Annotated in this window: 18 protein-coding genes and 1 tRNA gene; 13 read left to right on the top strand and 6 right to left on the bottom strand. The window is 42.2% G+C overall.

Features of this window, described 5'->3' with window-relative positions:
* The first annotated feature begins 11 nt into the window (after positions 1-11).
* Entirely contained in the window at positions 12-572 is a 561-nt protein-coding gene (locus AC04MN_RS04550; RefSeq protein WP_475382002.1) for a hypothetical protein, read from the top strand.
* Positions 573-633: 61 nt separating this feature from the next.
* On the opposite strand, the gene tig is transcribed toward AC04MN_RS04550, so the two are convergent.
* Positions 634-1,947, bottom strand: a complete 1,314-nt coding sequence (tig, locus tag AC04MN_RS04545; RefSeq protein ID WP_475382001.1) for a trigger factor — start codon at positions 1,945-1,947, stop codon at positions 634-636.
* Positions 1,948-2,083: 136 nt separating this feature from the next.
* Here tig and AC04MN_RS04540 point away from each other — a divergent pair, with 136 nt between their 5' ends.
* The 6 genes from AC04MN_RS04540 to AC04MN_RS04515 all read left to right on the top strand — a co-directional run bounded on the left by AC04MN_RS04540 (position 2,084) and on the right by AC04MN_RS04515 (position 7,552).
* Entirely contained in the window at positions 2,084-2,965 is an 882-nt protein-coding gene (locus tag AC04MN_RS04540) for an ArsA family ATPase (RefSeq protein ID WP_475382000.1), read from the top strand.
* Entirely contained in the window at positions 2,962-4,041 is a 1,080-nt protein-coding gene (locus tag AC04MN_RS04535; protein ID WP_475381999.1) for an ArsA family ATPase, read from the top strand. Before AC04MN_RS04540 ends, AC04MN_RS04535 begins: the two co-directional genes overlap by 4 nt.
* On the top strand, positions 4,038-5,132 hold the full coding sequence (locus AC04MN_RS04530) for a hypothetical protein (protein ID WP_475381998.1): 1,095 nt from the start codon (positions 4,038-4,040) through the stop codon (positions 5,130-5,132). The genes AC04MN_RS04535 and AC04MN_RS04530 overlap by 4 nt, the downstream gene beginning before the upstream one ends.
* Positions 5,133-5,140: 8 nt before the next feature.
* The gene (gene gshA, locus AC04MN_RS04525; RefSeq protein ID WP_475381997.1) at positions 5,141-6,397 is read left to right on the top strand and encodes a glutamate--cysteine ligase; all 1,257 of its coding nucleotides are present in this window, start codon (positions 5,141-5,143) and stop codon (positions 6,395-6,397) included.
* A 74-nt stretch (positions 6,398-6,471) separates the two neighbouring features.
* Entirely contained in the window at positions 6,472-6,840 is a 369-nt protein-coding gene (locus tag AC04MN_RS04520) for a hypothetical protein (RefSeq protein WP_475381996.1), read from the top strand.
* A 76-nt stretch (positions 6,841-6,916) separates the two neighbouring features.
* The gene (locus AC04MN_RS04515) at positions 6,917-7,552 is read left to right on the top strand and encodes a hypothetical protein (protein ID WP_475381995.1); all 636 of its coding nucleotides are present in this window, start codon (positions 6,917-6,919) and stop codon (positions 7,550-7,552) included.
* Positions 7,553-7,554: 2 nt separating this feature from the next.
* Here AC04MN_RS04515 and AC04MN_RS04510 read toward each other — a convergent pair whose 3' ends face one another.
* Both AC04MN_RS04510 and AC04MN_RS04505 read right to left on the bottom strand, forming a co-directional pair.
* Complete coding sequence (locus tag AC04MN_RS04510; protein WP_475381994.1) at positions 7,555-8,214, bottom strand: carbonic anhydrase; 660 nt, start codon at positions 8,212-8,214, stop codon at positions 7,555-7,557.
* 99 nt (positions 8,215-8,313) lie between these two features.
* Positions 8,314-9,813, bottom strand: coding sequence for a leucyl aminopeptidase (locus AC04MN_RS04505; protein ID WP_475381993.1), 1,500 nt, complete (start codon positions 9,811-9,813; stop codon positions 8,314-8,316).
* 146 nt (positions 9,814-9,959) lie between these two features.
* On the opposite strand from AC04MN_RS04505, the gene AC04MN_RS04500 reads away from it, so the two are divergent.
* Entirely contained in the window at positions 9,960-10,562 is a 603-nt protein-coding gene (locus tag AC04MN_RS04500) for an ATP-dependent Clp protease proteolytic subunit (protein ID WP_475381992.1), read from the top strand.
* A gap of 17 nt (positions 10,563-10,579) precedes the next feature.
* On the top strand, positions 10,580-11,875 hold the full coding sequence (gene clpX / locus AC04MN_RS04495) for an ATP-dependent Clp protease ATP-binding subunit ClpX (RefSeq protein ID WP_475381991.1): 1,296 nt from the start codon (positions 10,580-10,582) through the stop codon (positions 11,873-11,875).
* 30 nt (positions 11,876-11,905) lie between these two features.
* Here clpX and AC04MN_RS04490 read toward each other — a convergent pair whose 3' ends face one another.
* Both AC04MN_RS04490 and AC04MN_RS04485 read right to left on the bottom strand, forming a co-directional pair.
* Complete coding sequence (locus AC04MN_RS04490; protein ID WP_475381990.1) at positions 11,906-12,670, bottom strand: substrate-binding periplasmic protein; 765 nt, start codon at positions 12,668-12,670, stop codon at positions 11,906-11,908.
* A 7-nt stretch (positions 12,671-12,677) separates the two neighbouring features.
* Positions 12,678-14,099 (bottom strand): sensor histidine kinase, encoded by a 1,422-nt coding sequence (locus AC04MN_RS04485; protein ID WP_475381989.1) that lies wholly within the window; start codon positions 14,097-14,099, stop codon positions 12,678-12,680.
* A 353-nt stretch (positions 14,100-14,452) separates the two neighbouring features.
* Between AC04MN_RS04485 and lon the strand changes: the two genes are divergently transcribed.
* From lon to AC04MN_RS04465, 4 genes are all read left to right on the top strand, one after another.
* Positions 14,453-16,936, top strand: a complete 2,484-nt coding sequence (gene lon, locus AC04MN_RS04480) for an endopeptidase La (RefSeq protein ID WP_475381988.1) — start codon at positions 14,453-14,455, stop codon at positions 16,934-16,936.
* 172 nt (positions 16,937-17,108) lie between these two features.
* Positions 17,109-18,212: a winged helix-turn-helix domain-containing protein gene (locus tag AC04MN_RS04475; protein WP_475381987.1), complete on the top strand. Its 1,104-nt coding sequence runs from the start codon at positions 17,109-17,111 to the stop codon at positions 18,210-18,212.
* 16 nt (positions 18,213-18,228) lie between these two features.
* A complete protein-coding gene (locus AC04MN_RS04470; RefSeq protein ID WP_475381986.1) occupies positions 18,229-18,798 on the top strand; it encodes a hypothetical protein in 570 nt (189 codons plus the stop codon).
* 55 nt (positions 18,799-18,853) lie between these two features.
* Positions 18,854-18,929 (top strand) — tRNA-Val (locus tag AC04MN_RS04465).
* A gap of 97 nt (positions 18,930-19,026) precedes the next feature.
* Here the strand turns inward: AC04MN_RS04465 and AC04MN_RS04460 are convergent.
* Positions 19,027-19,647 (bottom strand): dihydrofolate reductase, encoded by a 621-nt coding sequence (locus AC04MN_RS04460; RefSeq protein WP_475381985.1) that lies wholly within the window; start codon positions 19,645-19,647, stop codon positions 19,027-19,029.
* Positions 19,648-19,774: the final 127 nt, after the last annotated feature.

The following is a 19,774-nucleotide window of genomic DNA, read 5'->3' as shown; positions in this document are numbered from 1 at the left end:
GAGGGGATCGTATGTTTTATACAACACTATTAACAGTCTTTTTGGGGTGCTCCCTTGCTTATGCTAATTTCCGGCAGGGCAATTCCTTGGTCACCTCACCTATCGAAGGAACCGCGACTGTTAGATGTGATGGGTTTAATGGACGTCAAACGGCAGTTTATAGTTGTAAAGATGTTGTCATGGAGCCGGGCTCACATGATTTTTTTGTTGGTCCCATTAACGGTACTGCAGAAAAAGTGAATCTTAAGGCGTTACATGAAGATGGATCGAGCCGAAATAAAAGTGAAAAGTATATTGGTTTAAAAGGAATCTCTGCGGATTCGTTTAATCTTTGGGTTTCAACCTTATTTCAGCGCCCACTTCTTGAGTTTGGTCGCAATACTGTTATTTGGGAAATATTAGACGATGATGATAAGGTCTTGGATAATGGACAGTTCATTGCAACCGTTGCCCGAGGCCCGCTACGAAAATGCGAACCCGCATTTTATAATTCAACCGACGCTAATGATTGCAGTTCGCAGTTTACGGTTTGCCAAAGATATTTTGAACAACATAACTACTGCAAAGAATAAATAGATTTATCATTTGGACATAAAAAAAGGGACCTTGCGGTCCCTTTTTTGTTTTGAAGTCTTAGTTCATTTCTTCTTTAAGATCTTCAGCAGATACTTCTTTAACTTTTACAGTCGAGTTCAAGTGAGCAATCACTTTTTCTTCTGTAATCATGTAAGTCAAACGGCTCATCTGCTCTGGACGACCGTAGAATTCGCGGATGCGAGCTTCTTCGATTCCAGTTTGCTCTGTGTATTCTTTAAATTTAGCGTCTACGTCTTCTTTTTTGCAGATCAAATCATGTTTCTTAGCAATAGCATCGATCAAGAATGATGACTGAATCATTTCTGCAGCTGTCTTTTCGAAATCAGAATCCCACTTTTCAACATAAGCTTCGAAATCAGCAGGTCCCATGCCTTGTTCAGTCATGCGTTTTTTGAAATCTTCAATCAATGAGTTTTTCTGTTCTTTCATCAATGATGGTGGAACATCAACTGGGTTTGCAGCAACCAGAGCTTTCAAAAGGCGGTTTTTGAAAGCATCTTCGATACGTTTCTTTTCACCTTGCTCAAGATCTTCTTTGATTGTCTTTTTTAGTTCTTCAAGGTTTGCAGGGCCGCCCAAAGTTTTGATGAACTCATCATTCAACTCAGGAAGAACTTTTGCCTTGATTGTTTTTACCGTTACTTTGAAATCAACTGGTTTTCCAGCAAGATTTGCAGCGTGGTATGGATCTGGGAATTTAAGGTTCAAAGTTTTTGATTCGCCTTTTTTCATTCCAGTAACGCCAGCCTCAAAACCTTCGATGAATTGGTTTGCACCAAGTTCAAGGTGGTGATCTGTGCCTGCGCCATTTTCAAGCTCTGCGCCGTCAACATAGCCAACAAAATCGATAACAGCTACGTCACCGTTTTTAGTTGCGCGGTCTTCCGCTACATCTTCAAGACTTGCGCGAGATGCGCGGATGTTTTCAAGAACATCGTTTACTTTTTTCTCGTCAACAGCGAATTTCTCTTTAGCAACTTCAAGGCCTTCGTACTTCTTCAAAGTTACTTCAGGGCGGATATCAAATACTGCCGTGAATGAAAAATCCTTGTTTTCAGTTGGATCTTCAAACTCAAATTCAGGGTAGCTGATTGGTTCGATATTGTGCTCACCCAAAGCTTGAGCATAGTGCTTTTGGATCAAGTCTTGCGCAACGTCTGCTTTTACGCGGTCGCCATAGATTGATTTGATTGTTGTCAATGGAGCTTTTCCTTTGCGGAAGCCTTTGATAGCAACTTCACGTTGAATGCCTTGGAAGATTTTTGCGAAAGAGCTCTGAACATCGCCTGCGGGAATTTCTACGTTCAATTTTCTTGAAAGAGTAGAAACCTTTTCTAGATTGGATTTCATGGTATTTTCTCCTGTTACGCGAACGCGTTAAACCGTGGGATAATGTCAGAGTGATGCTTTAAAGACAAGCATTTAATGCATGGCGAAATGTGTCTTAAATCAGGCTGGGGGATACTTGAGCGTATTGGGAAGTAAAATGCAGCAAAGAATTCATTTTGTGACAGGAAAAGGGGGCGTCGGAAAGTCGATGGTGGCTTTTGCGATGGCTCAAGACTGGGCCCGGCAGGGATACAAGACTTTATTGGTTGAACTCGGCGATCATTCGTTTTTTCAAGATCTTCTAGACTTAGAGAGCCAAGGGCAAACAATTGGATTCCAGCCCTTAAAAATCAAAGACAATCTCGATTTAGCTTTATGGACCGGGACCGAGTGCTTGCGCGAGTACGCAAGACACCTGATCAAAGTAGAAACTTTAACTCGGCTGTTCTTTGAAAATCCTGTGATGCGAACCTTCATCAATGTGGCCCCGGCTCTTCCAGAGTTGGCCATTATGGGCAAACTTACAAGCACTTATCGAAAGCACGGACCCGCACTTAACTACGATTTTATCGTGGTGGATGGATATGCTACGGGACATTTTCTTTCATTGATGCGAGCGGCTCGAGGGATGGCCGAAGCAATTCAGTTTGGACCGATGGGTGATCAAAGTCGATCTATCGATCAAGCATTAAAAAACTTGGAACTTTGCCACTACCATATTGTGACGTTGCCCGAAGAGCTTCCCCTGAAAGAGGCCAGCGAGTTAGGAAGAACCCTGCAGGCCGAGTTTGGTATCGAGCCCCATTATATTGTGAATAAAAAAATTAATCCCCCAATGAGTATTGAAGAGCTTTCCGCAACAAAAGCAGAGGGCTCGATGCAGCAGTTTATCGAGTACTTGAAATTTCAGTTATCAAAACAAGAGCAAGCCATGAGCCATTTTTTACCTAATCATGCAAAGAAGAGCCTTGTTGGATTGCATTTCGAGTCTGAACCACAACAATTAGCGCAACTCATTGCTAGCGAGATCAATTTATGACGACTCCAAATATCTTTAAAGATTGTGATGTTATGATTTGTGTCGGCAGTGGTGGCGTTGGAAAAACCACAATGGCAGCGGCTTTGGGCGTTCGAGCAGCCCAATCGGGTAAGCGAGTATTAGTGCTGACGATTGATCCGGCTAAGCGTTTAGCACAAACACTGGGGATTGAAGGCCACAGTGATATTGTTGAAGTGCCGGGTGCAAAATTTTCCGGGGCTCTTTATGCTGGAGTGATAGAACATAAAAAAGTTTTTGACGAGTTTGTATTGCGGGCGGCGGGAAAAGATTCGTCTGCAACGAAGCTATTGCAAAATCGTTTGTACAAACAACTCAGCACGGGGCTTTCGGGCTCTCAAGAGTTTACATCGCTTGAAAAGCTCTATTCTTGTTATGAAAGTAAAAGCTTTGACCTGATAATTTTAGATACGCCGCCGACTAAGCATGCTTTGGATTTTTTAGCAGCGCCTCAAAAACTAGCAGCACTGTTTAACGAAGGCATCGCTCAATGGTTTAAAGATCCCGAAGGTAAAAAGAAAAGCCTTCTTGCTAATATTTTAAATGCGGGGACTAAGCAGGTATTAAAGGTTCTAGAGTCTTTAACCGGAGCAAGCTTTGTTCACGAACTTGCGGATTTTTTTATTAGTATCGAAAAATGGCAGTCACGTTTACAACACAGAACGACAGCGGCTCATCGCTTGTTAGTCAGCCCGCGTACTCACTTTTGTTTGGTGACGGCCTTTGATAAGGCCAAACTTAAGGAGGCCGAATTTTTCTCAAAAGAAATTCGCAAGGGCGGTTATCATCTAAGAACTTTGATTGTGAATAGAGCTTTCCCAAGTTGGCTAAAGGTAGATCCTGCGGAAAAAGATCAACCGACCAGTCCGTTACAGAATTACTTTGGAAAATTGAAATCTTACTATGCTGATCGGGAACTTTTGTATGCCAACTTCGATCAAAGTCTAGGTAGGGAACTTTCGATTTTAAAAGTTCCTGATTTGATGGGGGAAGTTTCTGACATAAAATCTTTGGTGGAGTTAAGTGAATTGCTAAACATTCCATCAGAGGAATTATGAAACTATTTATCATAGGATTTTTGGCGATTGGGTTTTTGGGTTGTGCTGGAAAGCAGGTTCAAGAAGAGGCCGAGAAGCGCAGATTCGAAGAGACCTTAGAGCTGTCAGAAGTCACCAATGCACAGAAGGTATTAGCGGCTGGTCAGTTTGATAAGGCACTGATTCTTTTCCAGGATTTTATTGGAAAAAAACCAAATTCAAAATATTGGGCCAAAGCGAAATTCGGAGAGGCCGATGCCTATGAAGGCCAAGGCAAAAGCCAAGAAGCCCTAATGATTTTGCGCAAACTCAGAGACCTCGGGTTTGCAGAGAACCGTCCCATGGCAGCACTAGCAAGTTATAAAATGAGTTATGTCTATGAAAGCTTGGGGGATGATCAGCAGACTTTGGCGACATTGTTCGAAGCCAATGCCCAGGCAGATTTTCTACCTGAAGAAGTTGCGCTTGCTGAAATTCCGGCTCGGTTGGCCGTTTTGTATAGCCGTATGGGAAAACGTAGCGAATCATTAAATTGGCTAGCAAAAGCAGATCGAGGGCTAAAAAAATCGATTGAAGTTTTGGGGTTTGATCGCCAATGGGTCGCTAAGACTTATTACAACATGGGGCGGGTCTCGACCCAGCAACTTGGTAATGATAACTTTTTAGCCACTGTTGATGCGCAGCGAATCGTACAGGTGTATCATTTAAAAAGTTTGAAGCTAGAAGATGAAACTTGGTCGACGAAGTCCAAACAGGCTCTGTTGGAAAACTATCAAGAACTATTAAATCAATTAAGAAGAATGAAATCGGACACACGTGCCGAAGCTGAAGCAAAAACCAAGGCTGGCGGGGCACTTACTTCTTTGTTAGCAGATGCTGAACTTTATGCGCCTTTGGGTGGAGCAGCTTATAAAAAAGGCGAACAAGAATTTTATAAGTATGTTTCGACTTTAAAAGAGACTATACGTTTAATGGCGTTTAAATCAGAAGCGACCATGGGCTTGACAGATGAAGCAAAAGACCGAAATTCATTGAAGAAGAATTTTAACTTTGAAGAGCCCGAAGCGTACGAGCCGCGCATGGTCCCTACTTCTGAAGACCCAAATCTATAGGAATAAATATGATTCAGCAGGTTTTACATAAACAAACTTTAGAAAAGATGAACGACATTTGTCAGTGGTTTGATAAAAAATCTGGGGAATTGGCTTATCCTATTTACTCTAGCTACGATATTCGTGATTCGGGCTATAAGATCTCTAACGTTGATGCGAATATATATCCTGCAGGATTTAACAATATTTGCCCAACTGACAAAGAAAATGCTCCAGAGCTTTTCGAAAACTACTTTAAACTTCATTATGGCCATGTTCCCAATTCAAAAATTTTGCTAGTGACCGAAGAGCATACCGGCAATCCATTTTATTGGGACAATGTGCATGCGATCAAATCATTAATCGAAGAAACAGGTCGCGAGGTTCGGGTTGCCATTCCTCGAGAATTAGATTCTCCGCTATTAATGACCTCTGCTTCCGGGAAAGAAGTTCTCGTTTATTCTGCTCTTGTTACAAGCTCACTTTTTAAAGAATTTAATCCTGATTTAATTATCAGTAACAACGACTTCACGAATCCCTATGAAGAGTGGTCCCAAACTTTGAAGTGGGATGTGAATCCCCCCCGAGAGTTAGGCTGGTATCGTCGTAAGAAGAGTACGTATTTTAAACACTATAATAGTCTTGTTGAAGAGTTCGCTAAAGTTGCCGGCATTGATCCATTCACATTAAGTGTTCAGACCGAACTCTTCGAAAACTTCGATATCAATTCGGAATCTAGTCGTCAGGAATTGGCCCAACGAGTAGATGCAATGATCGATCGATTGAAGAAAGACTATCAACGCCGAGGCATCAATCAAGAGCCTTTTGTTTTTGTAAAGAACAATGCAGGCACTTATGGTTTGGCTGTTATTCGCGTTGGCTCGGGCAGTGAAGTTTTAGATTGGACCTATAAAGCTCGCAAAAAAATGAAGGCCGCTAAGGGCGGACGTGACGTCGAAGAGGTGATTATTCAAGAAGGCATTCCTTCGATTGTTCAAGCTGATGGGGCTTCTGCAGAGCCGGTGATTTACATGGTAGGCAGCAATCTTGTTGGTGGTTTTTTACGCACTCATGCTGAAAAGTCTTCAACCGAAAGTTTGAATAGTCCAGGTGCGGTCTACAAGCGACTTTGTGTCAGTGATCTTGCGATTAATACGTCTGGCTGTCCTGCCGAGAATGTTTATGGTTGGTCTGCAAAGTTGGGTCTGTTAGCTATTGCCTTAGAGGCGCAAGAGATGGCTGTCTCATTTGGTAGTTTCCACAAAGCGGCGAGTGTCTCGAACTGAGAAATTCATAAGTTTTTTCTAATTTTGCTGAAAGTTATCTGTGGTTTAGCGGGGAACTTTGAGATTATTAGAATATGAATGCCCAAGAAACTGTGGAATTAGCACTGAATGATTCGGTGATTTTAAGAACCGAGTTTTCTGGCTGTGAAGTCAGCCTTATTTTCTCTGTGGCCCATCTGCATTTTTTTAACGAACGCAAAGAGTGGTTGCCAACGAAATCTGATTTCCGAAAGGCTCGTATCACAATTGAAGAAGCCTCGGGGCGCATTCCTTGTGATGGAACTATTCTTGATGGGCACTTTCTATTTAATGGCGATCAGCATTTAAATATTCCCTTACCAGGACCACTCGAGGGCGATATGCAGCTGCATTTAGTTTTGGACTGTGGGGAGTTCACATTTAAGTTTAAAAAGATGCGTATCACTTTGCTTTCTGCGACTTAGGTCCAATTATAAACTCTTGCGTTATTTTTCAGGACTCTACTCGTGCTATTCTTAAAAGTATGTAGAGGGAGGCTGAATGCCTAAAAAAGTCTGGGGCCCGTGGCTGGTGTTTGTCGGGGCTTTTGCTATTGGGGCTCTTATTGCGATCAATCCATTAGATATTCATTTGGGAAATGATCGAAATCCTGCCAGTCTTCAAAAAAATTTCGATCTAACTCGCTATGAGGGTGATGATTTAGTTGTCGCTGCTCGGGCGCGAATTTTAAGTGGATTGAAGATTCAAACTCGCACGACCGATTATGCGATCTCTTTTGGGCATTTTCTATTTAAGGCCTCGGACGAGAGTATAAAAAAGGCCTGTGAAGAGTTTGAGAGCATCGAAATGATTTGGTTCGCCGAAGGCATGGCCAGTTCTGGTGCACCGATCACTTTGCGTTTGAAGGCTCCTTGTGTTCAAGACGGAGACATTTCACGGACGGCGTACATTCATATTCCATTTTCAAAAATCATGACGGGCCAAGCGCAAGATGGTGAATTTCAATTTGCTGAATACCCGAATGAGTCTTGGGAGTTTTCGGGTCTTTCAGGCGAATGGCCTGACACTTGGGTATTAAAAGAGATGGCGTTTAGTAGCTCGCGTGCCCGAATTGATATTGATGCTCAAGCAGTTGTTGAAGTTCTAGGGCAGCCTTTGGTGATTCACCTAAAGTAGATTTAAATACTTGATAGGGGGGCAGTTAGGTCACCAAAGTGACTTTGGAAGCTTCCCTGTTCAGCATCCCAAATTAAAAGATGACCTGTTTGCATATCGAAATACCAACCATAAATTTCTAAGCTTCCGTTTTGAACACGCTCTTGAATAAATGGGAAGGTCATTAAATTTTCTAGGGAAACAACCACGCTTTGTTTTTCGAATTCGTAACGCAATTCTGCTAAGCTTTTGTCAGGATTTGCAGCAAGGACCCTGGCTTTTGCTGGCTTTGCGATGCTGACCCATTTTCCGATAAAAGATTTTTTGTGATCATGGGTGCCATTAATCATGGCGTTGATCCCACCACATTGAGCATGTCCCATGATAATAATGTTTTCCACTTTGAGATCTTGGACGGCAAATTCGATGGCAGCACTGACCCCGTGAAGACCGCCCCCTTTTTCATAAGGAGGTACCAGGTTGGCAACGTTTCTGATGACAAAAATATCGCCAGGTTTGGCTTGAGTTAATAATGCGGGATCGACTCTTGAGTCGCTGCAACCAATCACCAGTGTTTTTGGACTTTGTCCTCCAGAGAGTTCATCATAAAGACTGCGGTCGCTAACAAAGTATTGATTGCGAAAAAGCTTAAAACCTTGAAGTAGTGCTTTTATATCTCCCATATAGGACTCCCCCTCACTTTGTTGCTTATTGGCTACATGAGTTTTTTTAAGAGGACAAATAAAAAGGGCCGCGATTTACGCGGCCCGTGATTTTTACAATTACTTATGAGCTTTGGCTATTTCGACGAATGTACGAAGCATAGCGCCACTAGCATGTTTAGGTCCACAGTAGTTCAAGCGATTTCCCACGGCCCAAGCAGTGCCGGCAATATCGAAATGTGCCCAAGGGATGCCTTCGCCAACAAACTGCTCTAAGAAGGCAGCTGCTGTTGCAGAACCTGCACCTTTTCCAGATGACATATTGGAAAGGTCTGCAAAAGTACCTTTCATGTCTTTAACATGGAAGTCAGTCAATGGCATATTCCAAACCCATTCGCCAGAAGCTTCAGCTGCTTTTTCGATTTTATTTTTAAAATCTTTATTGCGAGTGAAGTAGCCAGTGTGAGTATTTCCTAGTGCAACAACAATTGCTCCAGTTAAAGTCGCAACATCAATAATCGCCGCGGGCTCCTGTTCGGTCGCGTAGCAAAGAGCATCTGACAGAATCAAACGACCTTCAGCATCTGTATTATTGATTTCAAATGTCTTACCATTTCTTGCTGTATGCACATCACCTGGTTTGGTTGCAGATGGACCAACAAGGTTTTCAGTCGCAGGGATTAAACCAATGGCGTTCACTTTCAACTTCAATTTAGCAATAGCTAGAAGTGTTCCGATAGTATTTGCACCACCGCACATATCGTATTTCATTTCTTCCATGGCTGCAGAAGGCTTGATGCTAATACCACCGCAGTCAAAAGTAAGACCTTTACCAACGTAGACAAGTGGTTTTTTTGAAACGGCAGCGCCTTTATATTCCATGATGATAAAACGAGGCTCTTGGTCTGAACCGTTAGAAACGCCAAGTAATCCACCCATACGTTCTTTTTTAATGCGAGCTTTATCCCAAGCTGTAACTTTCAGATTTGCGATACCTTTTGCAGCCTTGATGGCTTCTTCAGCCAAAATCGCAGGAGTCATAAGATTTCCTGGCATATCACCAAGGCGACGAGAGAAATTCGTGCACTGAGCAAGAATAAGACCTTCTTCGAAAGCTGCTTTCACAGCCTTATCCGCCATTTTTGTAACAATATGGTAAGAAACATCTTTTGGATCTGCTTTTGTCGACTTAAGTTCTTCAAATACATAAGAAGCTAAAACAAGTCCTTCTACCGCAGCTTTCATGAATTCCGCAGCATGGGTTTTAGAAGTGGCAACGCCGTCAAAGTGAATAGCAATTTCAGAAGCATTTAGTGCTTTAGCTGCTTGGAAAGCCGCTGCGAAAGATTGGCGAACGCTTTCGTGTTCGATATCAGAATCTTTTCCAAGTCCGATGACGATCACATGGCGATAACCATCGTGATTGATGTCGCGGAAAGTAACAGACTCTAGATGTTTTCCAGTGATGGTTTTTTCTTTAACAACTTCAGCAAGTCTTTTGTTTAGATCAGCATGAGTAATTTTGGCTTCTTTATCTTTTTGAGACGAAGCTTTAGAAAACACGACCAAAGTTTGGCATTTTAAACTTTGGATATCTTTATTTAACAAATTAAAAGTCATATCAACCCCTTGAAAGGAAAAGCTATATTGCGCGTTAATATTCCTAACATACAGTTTCGGGGGTACCAAGTAATTTTCATTAAGTCCTGTCACGTATATCCGATAGGTATCGCAGACCAATACCTGACTTCACAGAGGAGACAGCAGTGCCAGCAATTCCATACGTTATAGAACAGACATCCAAGGGCGAAAGATCCTACGATATCTACTCGAGACTTCTAAAAGACCGTATTGTTATCTTAGGTTCGCAGGTGAACGATGAAGTAGCCAACAGCATCATCGCTCAATTTCTGTTCTTAGAGGTTGATAATCCAGAAAAAGACATTCACTTGTACATCAACTCTCCGGGGGGCAGTGTCTCTGCAGGATTGGCGATTTACGACATTATGCAGTTCGTAAAATGTGATGTTGCAACGTATTGTATGGGTATGGCAGCAAGTATGGGCTCATTGCTTTTAACTGCTGGGACAAAGGGCAAACGCTACTCTTTGCCGAACACTCGGATTATGATTCACCAGCCACTTTTGGCAGGCGGTGGTCTTGGCGGTCAGGTTACTGACATCGAGATCCATGCAAAAGAATTAGTAAAAACCAAAGAAAAACTAACTCGTATTTATGAAACTCACACGGGTCAATCTTACGATTATTTGGCTAGAACAATGGAGCGTGATTATTTCATGAATCCTCAAGAAGCCAAAGAAATGGGCTTGATTGATCATGTCGTTGAACCACGTAAATTGAAAAAATAAGTTGAAGAGGAAATACGATGAGTACTAAAGACACCAACGGCGCATTAAGATGCAGTTTCTGTGGTAAGGGCCAAAAAGAAGTTAAAAAACTGATTGCGGGCCCAGGTGTGTATATCTGTGATGAATGTATTGATCTATGTAATGATATTATCGACGAGGAAAAGGATCGTGAGACGTCTGTAAAAGGCACGTTTAAAGTTCCAAAACCAAGCGAGATCAAAGAGTACTTAGATGATTATGTCATTGGTCAGTTGAAGGCAAAAAAGACGTTGGCGGTGGCTGTTCACAACCACTACAAGCGTATTAATGCTTCTTCAGGTGGCAAAAAGAGCCAAGATGTTGAAATGCAAAAGTCCAACATTTTACTTATTGGGCCCACTGGTTCTGGTAAGACTCTTTTGGCGCAAACAATTGCAAGGATTCTTAACGTTCCATTTGCGATGGCAGATGCGACGGCGTTAACTGAAGCAGGTTACGTGGGTGAAGACGTTGAAAACGTTGTTCTAAACCTACTGCAAGCTGCAGATTACGATGTAGATAAATGTCAAAAAGGTGTTATCTACGTGGACGAGATCGATAAGATTTCGCGAAAGTCTGAAAACCCATCAATCACTCGTGATGTGAGTGGTGAAGGTGTTCAGCAAGCACTATTGAAAATTCTTGAAGGAACTGTAGCGAATTTACCACCGAAAGGCGGTCGTAAACATCCTCAACAAGAATTCATCCAAGTTGATACAAATAATATCCTGTTCATTTGCGGTGGGGCTTTCGTTGGTTTGGATAAAATTATCGAAAACAGAACTTCAAATAAAACGATGGGTATCGCTGCTGATATCAAAACAGATTCAGAGCGTGAAACTGGCGATTCTTTATTAAGTAAAGTCGAGCCGGACGATTTGTCTAAGTTTGGTTTGATTCCAGAATTCATTGGTCGTTTACCAGCAATTGCAGTTCTTGATCCTTTAGATGAGGCGGCGTTGATTGATATTCTAGTTCGTCCTAAAAACGCGATTACCAAGCAATATCAAAAGCTGTTCTCGTATGAGGGTGTGGATCTAAAATTTACTGATGATGCATTGAAAGAAATTGCACAGCAGGCGATCAAACGTAAAACAGGTGCTCGTGGTTTGCGTGGAGTTATTGAATCTTCGATGTTGGATATCATGTATGATGTTCCTAGTAAGGGGAATGTGAAGCAGGTTATCATTGATGCGAAGGTGATTTCTCAGGGGGGAACTCCGACAATCGTTTATAAAACAGAAGCCGAAATGAAGGCCGAAGAAGAAGAACGTAAAAAGAAAGAAACAGCTTAAAATAAAAAACCCGGGTTCAGCCCGGGTTTTTTATTTGTTCAATTGGTACTTTTGAATGAGCTCTTGGTGCTTGGGTGACTTTTTCAACTTATTTAAAGCAGCCTGCAGTTTAGCAATGACCACATCGTCGGTTTCTTTGTTGAATGCCGCCCAATATTCAGTGTCGTAAAGCCTCGAAAGGATTTTATATTTAAAAGCATAGGTCTTTTCATTTATTTCTTTACTAGAGCTAGTAACAATATCAAGAGGAACTCGGCCACTTTTAAATATTTCAAAGCGAGTTTTTTCAGACGATGGAACAATCACTTCAAATTGACTCTTCTGAAGTAACTTAACGGGTAGGTCATCCGTATAACCAAGTACTTTATACTTATTGAAGCTTTGGTAGCTTGTGTTTGGTTTTAGAGCACTAGTTGCTAACGCTGCAAGATAGACCGTATCAGTAGCAATCGGGCCAACCCATTTGAACTGACTCTCGCGCTCTGGAGTTCTTGATGTTGAAAAGACATAGCAATTTTTCTGTCTTAAGGCGGCCTCGTAAGAGCGATTCCATGGCCACACTTTGATGTCGGTTTTTAGATCGGCCTCTTTGAAAATATTTTGTATAAGCTCTACAGAGAACCCCTCTATTGCAGTCCCTTTAGAATAGCTATACGGAGGGAATTCCTCTGTTCGGCCACAGAACTGTACTTGGGCGATGGCAATGTCTTTGATCGCGGCGAAATTATCTTTTGACTGGGCTTTGACGTTAAGGCTAATCAGCAGAAGCAAAGAATAAAAGATATTCTTGTTCATGTTTAACCTAGGATTCTCGTAAATTTAATTTGGATTCAATTGGGAACTCGATGACGAAGTGAGCATACTCGTTTCGAACGGTGTCAGACAACTTCAATAAACCGCCATGGCGTTTGATGACTTCGTAACTAATCGTCAGGCCAAGGCCAGCGCCTTCGCCAGTAGGTTTTGTCGTGAAGAAGGGATCAAAAATTTTATCCAAAGTGGAAATATCAATTCCAGATCCATTATCCCAAAAAGAAATTCTGATTTTGTCGCGAGTCACTTCCGAACGAATACGTACGATCGGTTTAAAATCAGGCCCCTGACGTTCGCACTTCTTTTTTAGCGAATAAAAAGAGTTATCCAGGATGTTATCCACAGCAACTAACAGCTGTTTTTTATGGGCGCGGAACTTAATATCTTGCAGATCTAGGTCAACTTGCAGGCGATCCTTCAGAATGCTTTCTTCGTATTTGCCGCGAATATTTTTTATGCTTTCGTGAATAAGTTGTTCGATATCAACAACCCCATAAGCTGTGCTTGGAGTCGTCGCCAAAAATTGCATGGTCTTTACGATTTGGTCAATTCGCGAAGAATGTTTAATAATAGCATCTGAAACTGAAGCAAGTTCGGTTGCGATTTGACTGACTTGCTCTTGGTTACGGGCCTTAGAGAGTTCGTTTACTGAATCCTTAAGCACTTCGGAAAAGTTCATAACGAAGTTTAAAGGATTGCGAATTTCGTGCGCGATGCCGGAAGTTAAATTTGCTAAAGAAGAAATCTTTTCGTGGCTTTCAGCGCGATAAGCATTAATTGAATCGACCAGGACGTCTAACTCGTCGGGAACGTCGCTGTTTTTTCTGTCAATCGTCAGCTTTTCGTCTTTTTCAATATCGGGCTTAGATAGGAAAGAGGAGATCTTTACTAAGTGTTTTACAACCAGGCGATTGAAGATGAAATACAAGATAAAGACGACGATTAGAGTCTTCGCTGCTTGATTAATGAAAATCCAAAATAGCTCTTCCAGGTACTTCATTTTTAGGGACTCAATATCTACTTCAACATCGAGCGTTCCTAAGAATTCTTTCGATTCACTGTGATAAATTTTAAAGGTTCGATGATTTTGCTCTGTGCGATGTGACGTGCCAGCGACGTAAATATCTCGGGTCGAATCACGCAAATGAAGATAGCTAATACCTGAGATACGCTTTAATCCATCAAGTTGAATTTCGATCAATCTAGAGTCGTAAGACCAAAGATGTTCGGCGATAGACTGCAGATAAGACTTTTCGACAATCTCAAAATTTCCGGTCAACTTCAGATATTCTTTTTGGAAGTCAGAATAGATTTGGACGGCGGTGAAGACGAGTGTCGCCATTGAACTGACTGCCCAAGTAGAAATCAGCAGTTTCAAAGAGAGGTAGTTCTTCTGAGTGTACTTCGCCATGCTTTCCTTATCGGCCAATTAAGCTACGAGAATCATTAGGACTTTCTAATATTTCCTATTTGTTGATTACCTGTCTCATTAAAGCACAATAAGCATCTATTTCGGAACTAATAAATTTTACTTATTCACCCTTTGGACTCTATGCCCAAGAAAAGAGCATATTGTGAGGAAAGACTAGTTTTGTTTGGCAAACGAGGGCTGGATTTTATTTTTTATTCATCAATTTACTTTTCTGCGTTCGTACACATGTTTAGAATTGAACTAGGAAAAAGGTTGAACGGATTTAACCTGATTCCGCCGCTTCAGGGTCTCATGCCCAGAAGAGCTCGACACCCGACAGGGAAGGAGAGGATATGAGCGAGGGAAAAGTACAAGAACTACCACTTTTGCCATTGAGGGATCTCATCATTTTTCCACATATGATGATGCCTTTGTTTGTAGGCCGCGAAAAAAGCATTAATGCTTTGGAAGAGGCTATGAGCAAGCAGACTGACATTGTTCTAGCGGCACAGCGTGACGCAAAGACCAATAATCCCGAGCCAAAGGATATCTACAGCATTGGTACGTTGGGAACGATCATCCAACTCCTTCGCTTGCCAGATGGAACTGTGAAAGTTCTAGTTGAAGGTAAACGTCGTGTAAAGATTGGGAATTTCGTAAACAACGATAATTTCTTCAAAGTCCAGTGCGAAGTGATTTCTGAAGACGTTGCAAACCCTGTCGAGGCGCAGGCTTTGATTAGATCTGTGAAGTCAACTTTTGAAACTTACGTAAAACTGAATAAACGAATCCCACCAGAAATCTTGATGCGTGTTTCTACTATCGAGCAATCTGGAGAGTTGGCTGACATCATCGTGGCTCAGTTGAACCTTAAGCTTGAAGATAAGCAGAATGTTCTTGAGATCATCGACCCAGTCAAACGTCTAGAGCATCTGTTAAATCTTATGACAGGTGAAATCGAGATTCTTGAGGTCGAGAAAAAAATCCGTACTCGCGTCAAGAAGCAAATGGAGCGCTCTCAGAAAGAGTACTACCTTAACGAGCAAATGCAGGCGATTCAAAAAGAACTTGGTGAAAAGGACGACTACCAAGCAGAGCTTGCAGAACTAGAAAATAAAACTCAGGCCAAGAAGATGAGCGAAGAGGCTCGCGAAAAGGTCATGAAAGAGATCAAAAAGTTGAAAATGATGTCGCCGATGTCTGCGGAAGCGACGGTTGTGCGTAACTACATCGACTGGGTTCTTTCGTTGCCTTGGTATGATTATGCAAAAGAGACTCATGATGTAAAAAGAGCCCAAAAGATTTTGGATAATGATCACTGGGGTCTTGAAAGAGTTAAAGAGCGTATCTTGGAATACCTTGCCGTTCGCTCGATTGCTCCTGATATGAAGGGGCCAATCTTGTGCTTAGTCGGTCCTCCAGGGGTTGGTAAAACGTCATTAGCTCGCTCTATTGCTGAATCTTTGAATCGTTCATTTGCGCGTATCTCTTTAGGTGGCGTGCGTGATGAAGCCGAGATTCGTGGTCACAGAAAGACATACGTAGGCGCGATGCCAGGTAAGATCATCCAAGCTTTAAGAAAAGTGGACAAGGGGAACCCAATGGTTCTTCTGGATGAAATTGATAAAATGGCTTCTGACTTCCGTGGCGACCCAGCAGCAGCGATGCTTGAGGTCTTGGATCCAGAGCAAAACGGCACTTTCCAAGATCACTACCTAGAAGTAGAGTACGATCTTTCCAAGGTGATGTTCGTTGCTACGGCAAACTCATTGCACACGATTCCTCGTCCTTTATTGGATCGTATGGAAGTGATTTCGCTTGAGGGTTATATCGAGCAAGAAAAATTCCATATTGCAAAGAACTACTTGGTTCCTAAGCAGTTGGAAAACCATGGTTTGAAAGACTATAAGGTCACTATTGCTGAAGCGACGATTCGCGATATCATTCGTTTCTATACTCGCGAAGCAGGTGTTCGTAACCTTGAAAGACAAGTTGCTAACGTTTGCCGTAAAGTTGCAAAAGATATCGTTCTTAATCAGTCTATCGAGGAATTCAAACTTGATAGCAATAAGACGGATAAAAAAGACAAAGCAGTGGCGAAAAAGGCCAAAGCAAAAACAGCTTCAAAGACTTATCAAGTCACTCCTGCAAAACTTGTCGAGCTTCTGGGCCCGCACAAGTATAAGTTTGGAAAGATCGAGGATAAGAATGAAGTGGGTTTGACCAACGGTATGGCTTGGACAGAAGTGGGTGGAGACCTTCTTGTTGTCGAGGTTTCTGTGATTCCTGGTAAAGGTAAGTTCACAGTGACAGGTCAACTTGGTGATGTGATGAAGGAATCTTGTTCGGCAGCAATGAGTTATGTGAGATCACGTGGCCCATTGTTTGGTTTGGATAAAGAGTATTTCTCGAACATCGATGTTCATATCCACTTGCCTGAAGGGGCTGTGCCGAAGGATGGACCGTCTGCGGGTATCGCATTAACGACTTCGATCGTTTCTGCAATCACTCGAATCCCTGTTCGAAGAACGGTGGCAATGACGGGCGAGATCTCTCTTCGTGGACGCGTGATGGCAATCGGTGGCCTTAAAGAGAAGATTCTTGCGGCTCATCGCGGCGGAATCAAAGTTGTGATCTGTCCAAAAGAAAACGAAAAAGATTTGAAAGATATTCCTAAGGAAATCTTGAAGGATCTGAAGGTTATTTTGGTCGACCACGTGGATCAAGTACTTGTAAATGCGATGGATATTAAAAATCCAAAAGAAATCTTTAAGTTCCAAAAAGAACCAGATTTCGGCATCAAAGCACAGTACACGGGACAAGCCGTATATCACTAAACAAGTATAAATTGTAACTGACGATACTTAGGGGGCTTAAAGGCCCCCTAGCTTTTTTTGGGTGCTGCACCATATTTAAGCACCTTTCCCCGAGTTAAGTTGACGAAAATCTAACAATCTGTAAAAACCTGTATCCCTTGAACAGAGCCAAGAAAGGCTCGTTTGGAGTGATATGAATCCAGCAGACCATTCTTTTGAAGTCGGCAAGCTTTACTGCGATCGCGGTGAGTTTGATAAGGCGGTCCCAATTTTATTGGAGGCTGCTAATGGCTTTTTTGCTGAACGTAATTTCTCGGGATACTTGAATTCTCAAAACTACCTGCTGCGTGCCTACGCCGAGAGAGAAGAGTTTAGTTCGATCAATGCTATCAAAGAGCACCTTCAAGATTTGGTTTTGAAAGAAGGCTTCGAGTTAAATGCGAAGACTTACTATGCTCTTGGAATGTGCTCTTTCTATAAAGGGCAAGTTGAGAGTGCACTCGAGTACTTGCAAAAGTCTTTATCCTTGGCTCTTCAATCGGATAACAAAGAAGATATTTGCCATGCCATTTTTGGTTTGGCGCGCGCTTATGCGACTCCTCAATTGAATCGTTATCAAGATGCTTTGAAAGAGATCTACAATCTTGAAGTGTTTTTCCAAGTCTATAAATTGCCAGAGCTTCAAGTTTCTACGTTGATGTTGAACGCAAGCATTCTGGTCGATATGAAAAAGTACGACGAGGCTATTGAGGTTATTTGGAAAGCCTACGATGTTTTGCGCACTACTAAAAACCTAGTGACTGGTACTTACTTGATGGTTGCCTTGGCGGATGTCTACAACGAACTTGGTGACAAGGATATGGCTCGTGTACATATCCAGTTGGCGCAAAAGTCTGTAGATGCCAAAAATACTCCACGCCTAGCTAGAATTGTGAAGAATTTCTCGGATAAAATTGGGGGAGACTCACAATCAAACTTTGACTTGATTTTTGATGAAACCAATCACACAGTCACAGAGCGTAAATTGGGTCGAATTGATTTTGGGAATCAATTCATCCTTTTGGACTTGTTGCGATTGTTCGTTAGAAATCAAGGGACTGTTTATTCCAAAGAATATCTTGTCGAGAATATTTGGAAGCAGCCTTACGATCCTGAAGTGCATGATAATAAGATCTATGTGACGATCAAGCGCTTGCGTAAAATGATCGAACCTGATTACGAAAAACCGAAATATATTTTTAGAGCCAAGAATGGTTATTACATGAATAAATCGGCTCGAGTTCAACTTGAGCAGTGATTAAAAGGGGGGATTCATGTTTCGGAAAGTTGCTTTAAAAACAATGGCCTTACTAGTGGCTTTGTCGCCTCTAGCAAGTGTTTATGCTTATGAAAATGTCCGTCCTATGCGTGACTGGGTTCCATGGCCGTTTGGACGTGAACTTGAGTTCCCTTGGGGCGATATCCAGGGCTTGTGGAAAGCTCAGGGTGAAGGATTTGCTACTTACTTCTCGTTGCGAGTGACAGTGGAGAAAGAAGCTGGCGTTCGTATCTTGAAGATCAAACAATTGGATGTAGCTACTTGCCGCACAGTCAGCACTGGGGTGGGGATCGAGCAAGATTCGATCGTTAGAGCCCAGATGACGGCCAAAGAGGGTCGTACATTCAGAGTCTCTTTCCGAGCTTTTGATCTAGAGGATTCTCCAGAGCCATTGCTTCCGGGTATGTTCAGAAAGACTGATAACGTAATGGTATTGTCTGTTTCTGATGTCGGAACCGGTCGCTCGGCAGTGGACGGAAGTACGGAATACGTGCAAATCTCTAAGCAATCCAATGGCTTAACTGTTAAGGATTGTATGGCGGTTGTTGAAAAAAATAAAAAGTAAAAAAATTAGTGGACAGGGTCATTCAGTATTGTTACAAGAATGGCTCTTCGACGATAGGGAATTAGCTCAGTTGGTAGAGCGCCACCCTTACAAGGTGGATGTCGTCGGTTCGAATCCGGCATTCCCTACCATTTCTTTCTAAAATCGAAGAAAAATAACCACACTAAAAAGCTGCCTCTGGCAGCTTTTTTTGTTTCTAGTGGTTCTGTTTACCTATTGAGACAAGCCTTACTTTTTAGTTTTCAGATTTAGAAATTTATAGTTGTAGCCGGCTTCTTCTAATACCTGCTCGGATAGAATTTCATACTTACTTAAATCAACTTTAGGGTACTGAACCACTCCATCGATGTCTTTATCGATTAATGTTAAGTATAGATTGTCGATCATATCATAGGTTTTAGTGAATATTTCTCCGCCGCCGACGATGAATACTTCGGACGGATATTTATCTAAATACCGTTCAGAAATTAGAACAGCCTCTTCAACGCTATTTACGGGGATGACGTTTTCATGCGCGGGGATTTGGCTTGGATCTCGGGTAATAACAAAAGACAATCGATTGGGGAGAGGTTTGCCACCTAAAGACTCGTACATAGTCTGAAAGGTTTTGCGACCCATAATCACCATGTGATTGCTGGTGAGGTCTTTAAATCGCTTTAGATCCTGCTTAAGGGCATGTCCCCAGGGCATTTTGTTTTGATCATTGCCGATGACGAAATTCGAGCTGGTGGCCACCACGTGCGAGAGCGTGATTTTTGAGGTAAAAATCCGCCCACAACTTTCCGCTGCCCTTGAAAGTGCGGGGATAAGTAGGCAAAGGCAAATCGAGAGATTAAAAATTCTATTCATACTCATTTTTAGATGCAAACTGTGCCAATGTCTCAAAACGAGAAAGACCGCCTTAAGCTCGAGCTAAAAGCGTATGGTGATAAGGCTCCTGTCAGAGAGTTGGACGCCTTGGGCCTTTTCTTGTCTC

The sequence above is a fragment of the Bdellovibrio sp. ZFWA1 genome, from assembly GCF_056175665.1.
The sequence above is the reverse complement of the archived record's forward strand: the minus strand, read 5'-3'. Positions and strand labels throughout refer to the sequence as shown.

Excerpts from the sequence above, each read along its gene's own strand:
- AC04MN_RS04550 (WP_475382002.1), top strand. The coding sequence starts at position 12 with ATGTTTTATACAACACTATTAACAGTCTTTTTGGGGTGCTCCCTTGCT.
- clpX (WP_475381991.1), top strand. The coding sequence starts at position 10,580 with ATGAGTACTAAAGACACCAACGGCGCATTAAGATGCAGTTTCTGTGGT.
- AC04MN_RS04535 (WP_475381999.1), top strand. The coding sequence starts at position 2,962 with ATGACGACTCCAAATATCTTTAAAGATTGTGATGTTATGATTTGTGTC.
- AC04MN_RS04530 (WP_475381998.1), top strand. The coding sequence starts at position 4,038 with ATGAAACTATTTATCATAGGATTTTTGGCGATTGGGTTTTTGGGTTGT.
- tig (WP_475382001.1), bottom strand. The coding sequence starts at position 1,947 with ATGAAATCCAATCTAGAAAAGGTTTCTACTCTTTCAAGAAAATTGAAC.
- AC04MN_RS04475 (WP_475381987.1), top strand. The coding sequence starts at position 17,109 with ATGAATCCAGCAGACCATTCTTTTGAAGTCGGCAAGCTTTACTGCGAT.
- AC04MN_RS04460 (WP_475381985.1), bottom strand. The coding sequence starts at position 19,647 with ATGAATAGAATTTTTAATCTCTCGATTTGCCTTTGCCTACTTATCCCC.
- AC04MN_RS04510 (WP_475381994.1), bottom strand. The coding sequence starts at position 8,214 with ATGGGAGATATAAAAGCACTACTTCAAGGTTTTAAGCTTTTTCGCAAT.
- AC04MN_RS04490 (WP_475381990.1), bottom strand. The coding sequence starts at position 12,670 with ATGAACAAGAATATCTTTTATTCTTTGCTTCTGCTGATTAGCCTTAAC.
- AC04MN_RS04520 (WP_475381996.1), top strand. The coding sequence starts at position 6,472 with ATGAATGCCCAAGAAACTGTGGAATTAGCACTGAATGATTCGGTGATT.
- AC04MN_RS04505 (WP_475381993.1), bottom strand. The coding sequence starts at position 9,813 with ATGACTTTTAATTTGTTAAATAAAGATATCCAAAGTTTAAAATGCCAA.
- gshA (WP_475381997.1), top strand. The coding sequence starts at position 5,141 with ATGATTCAGCAGGTTTTACATAAACAAACTTTAGAAAAGATGAACGAC.
- AC04MN_RS04515 (WP_475381995.1), top strand. The coding sequence starts at position 6,917 with ATGCCTAAAAAAGTCTGGGGCCCGTGGCTGGTGTTTGTCGGGGCTTTT.
- AC04MN_RS04485 (WP_475381989.1), bottom strand. The coding sequence starts at position 14,099 with ATGGCGAAGTACACTCAGAAGAACTACCTCTCTTTGAAACTGCTGATT.
- lon (WP_475381988.1), top strand. The coding sequence starts at position 14,453 with ATGAGCGAGGGAAAAGTACAAGAACTACCACTTTTGCCATTGAGGGAT.
- AC04MN_RS04470 (WP_475381986.1), top strand. The coding sequence starts at position 18,229 with ATGTTTCGGAAAGTTGCTTTAAAAACAATGGCCTTACTAGTGGCTTTG.
- AC04MN_RS04540 (WP_475382000.1), top strand. The coding sequence starts at position 2,084 with ATGCAGCAAAGAATTCATTTTGTGACAGGAAAAGGGGGCGTCGGAAAG.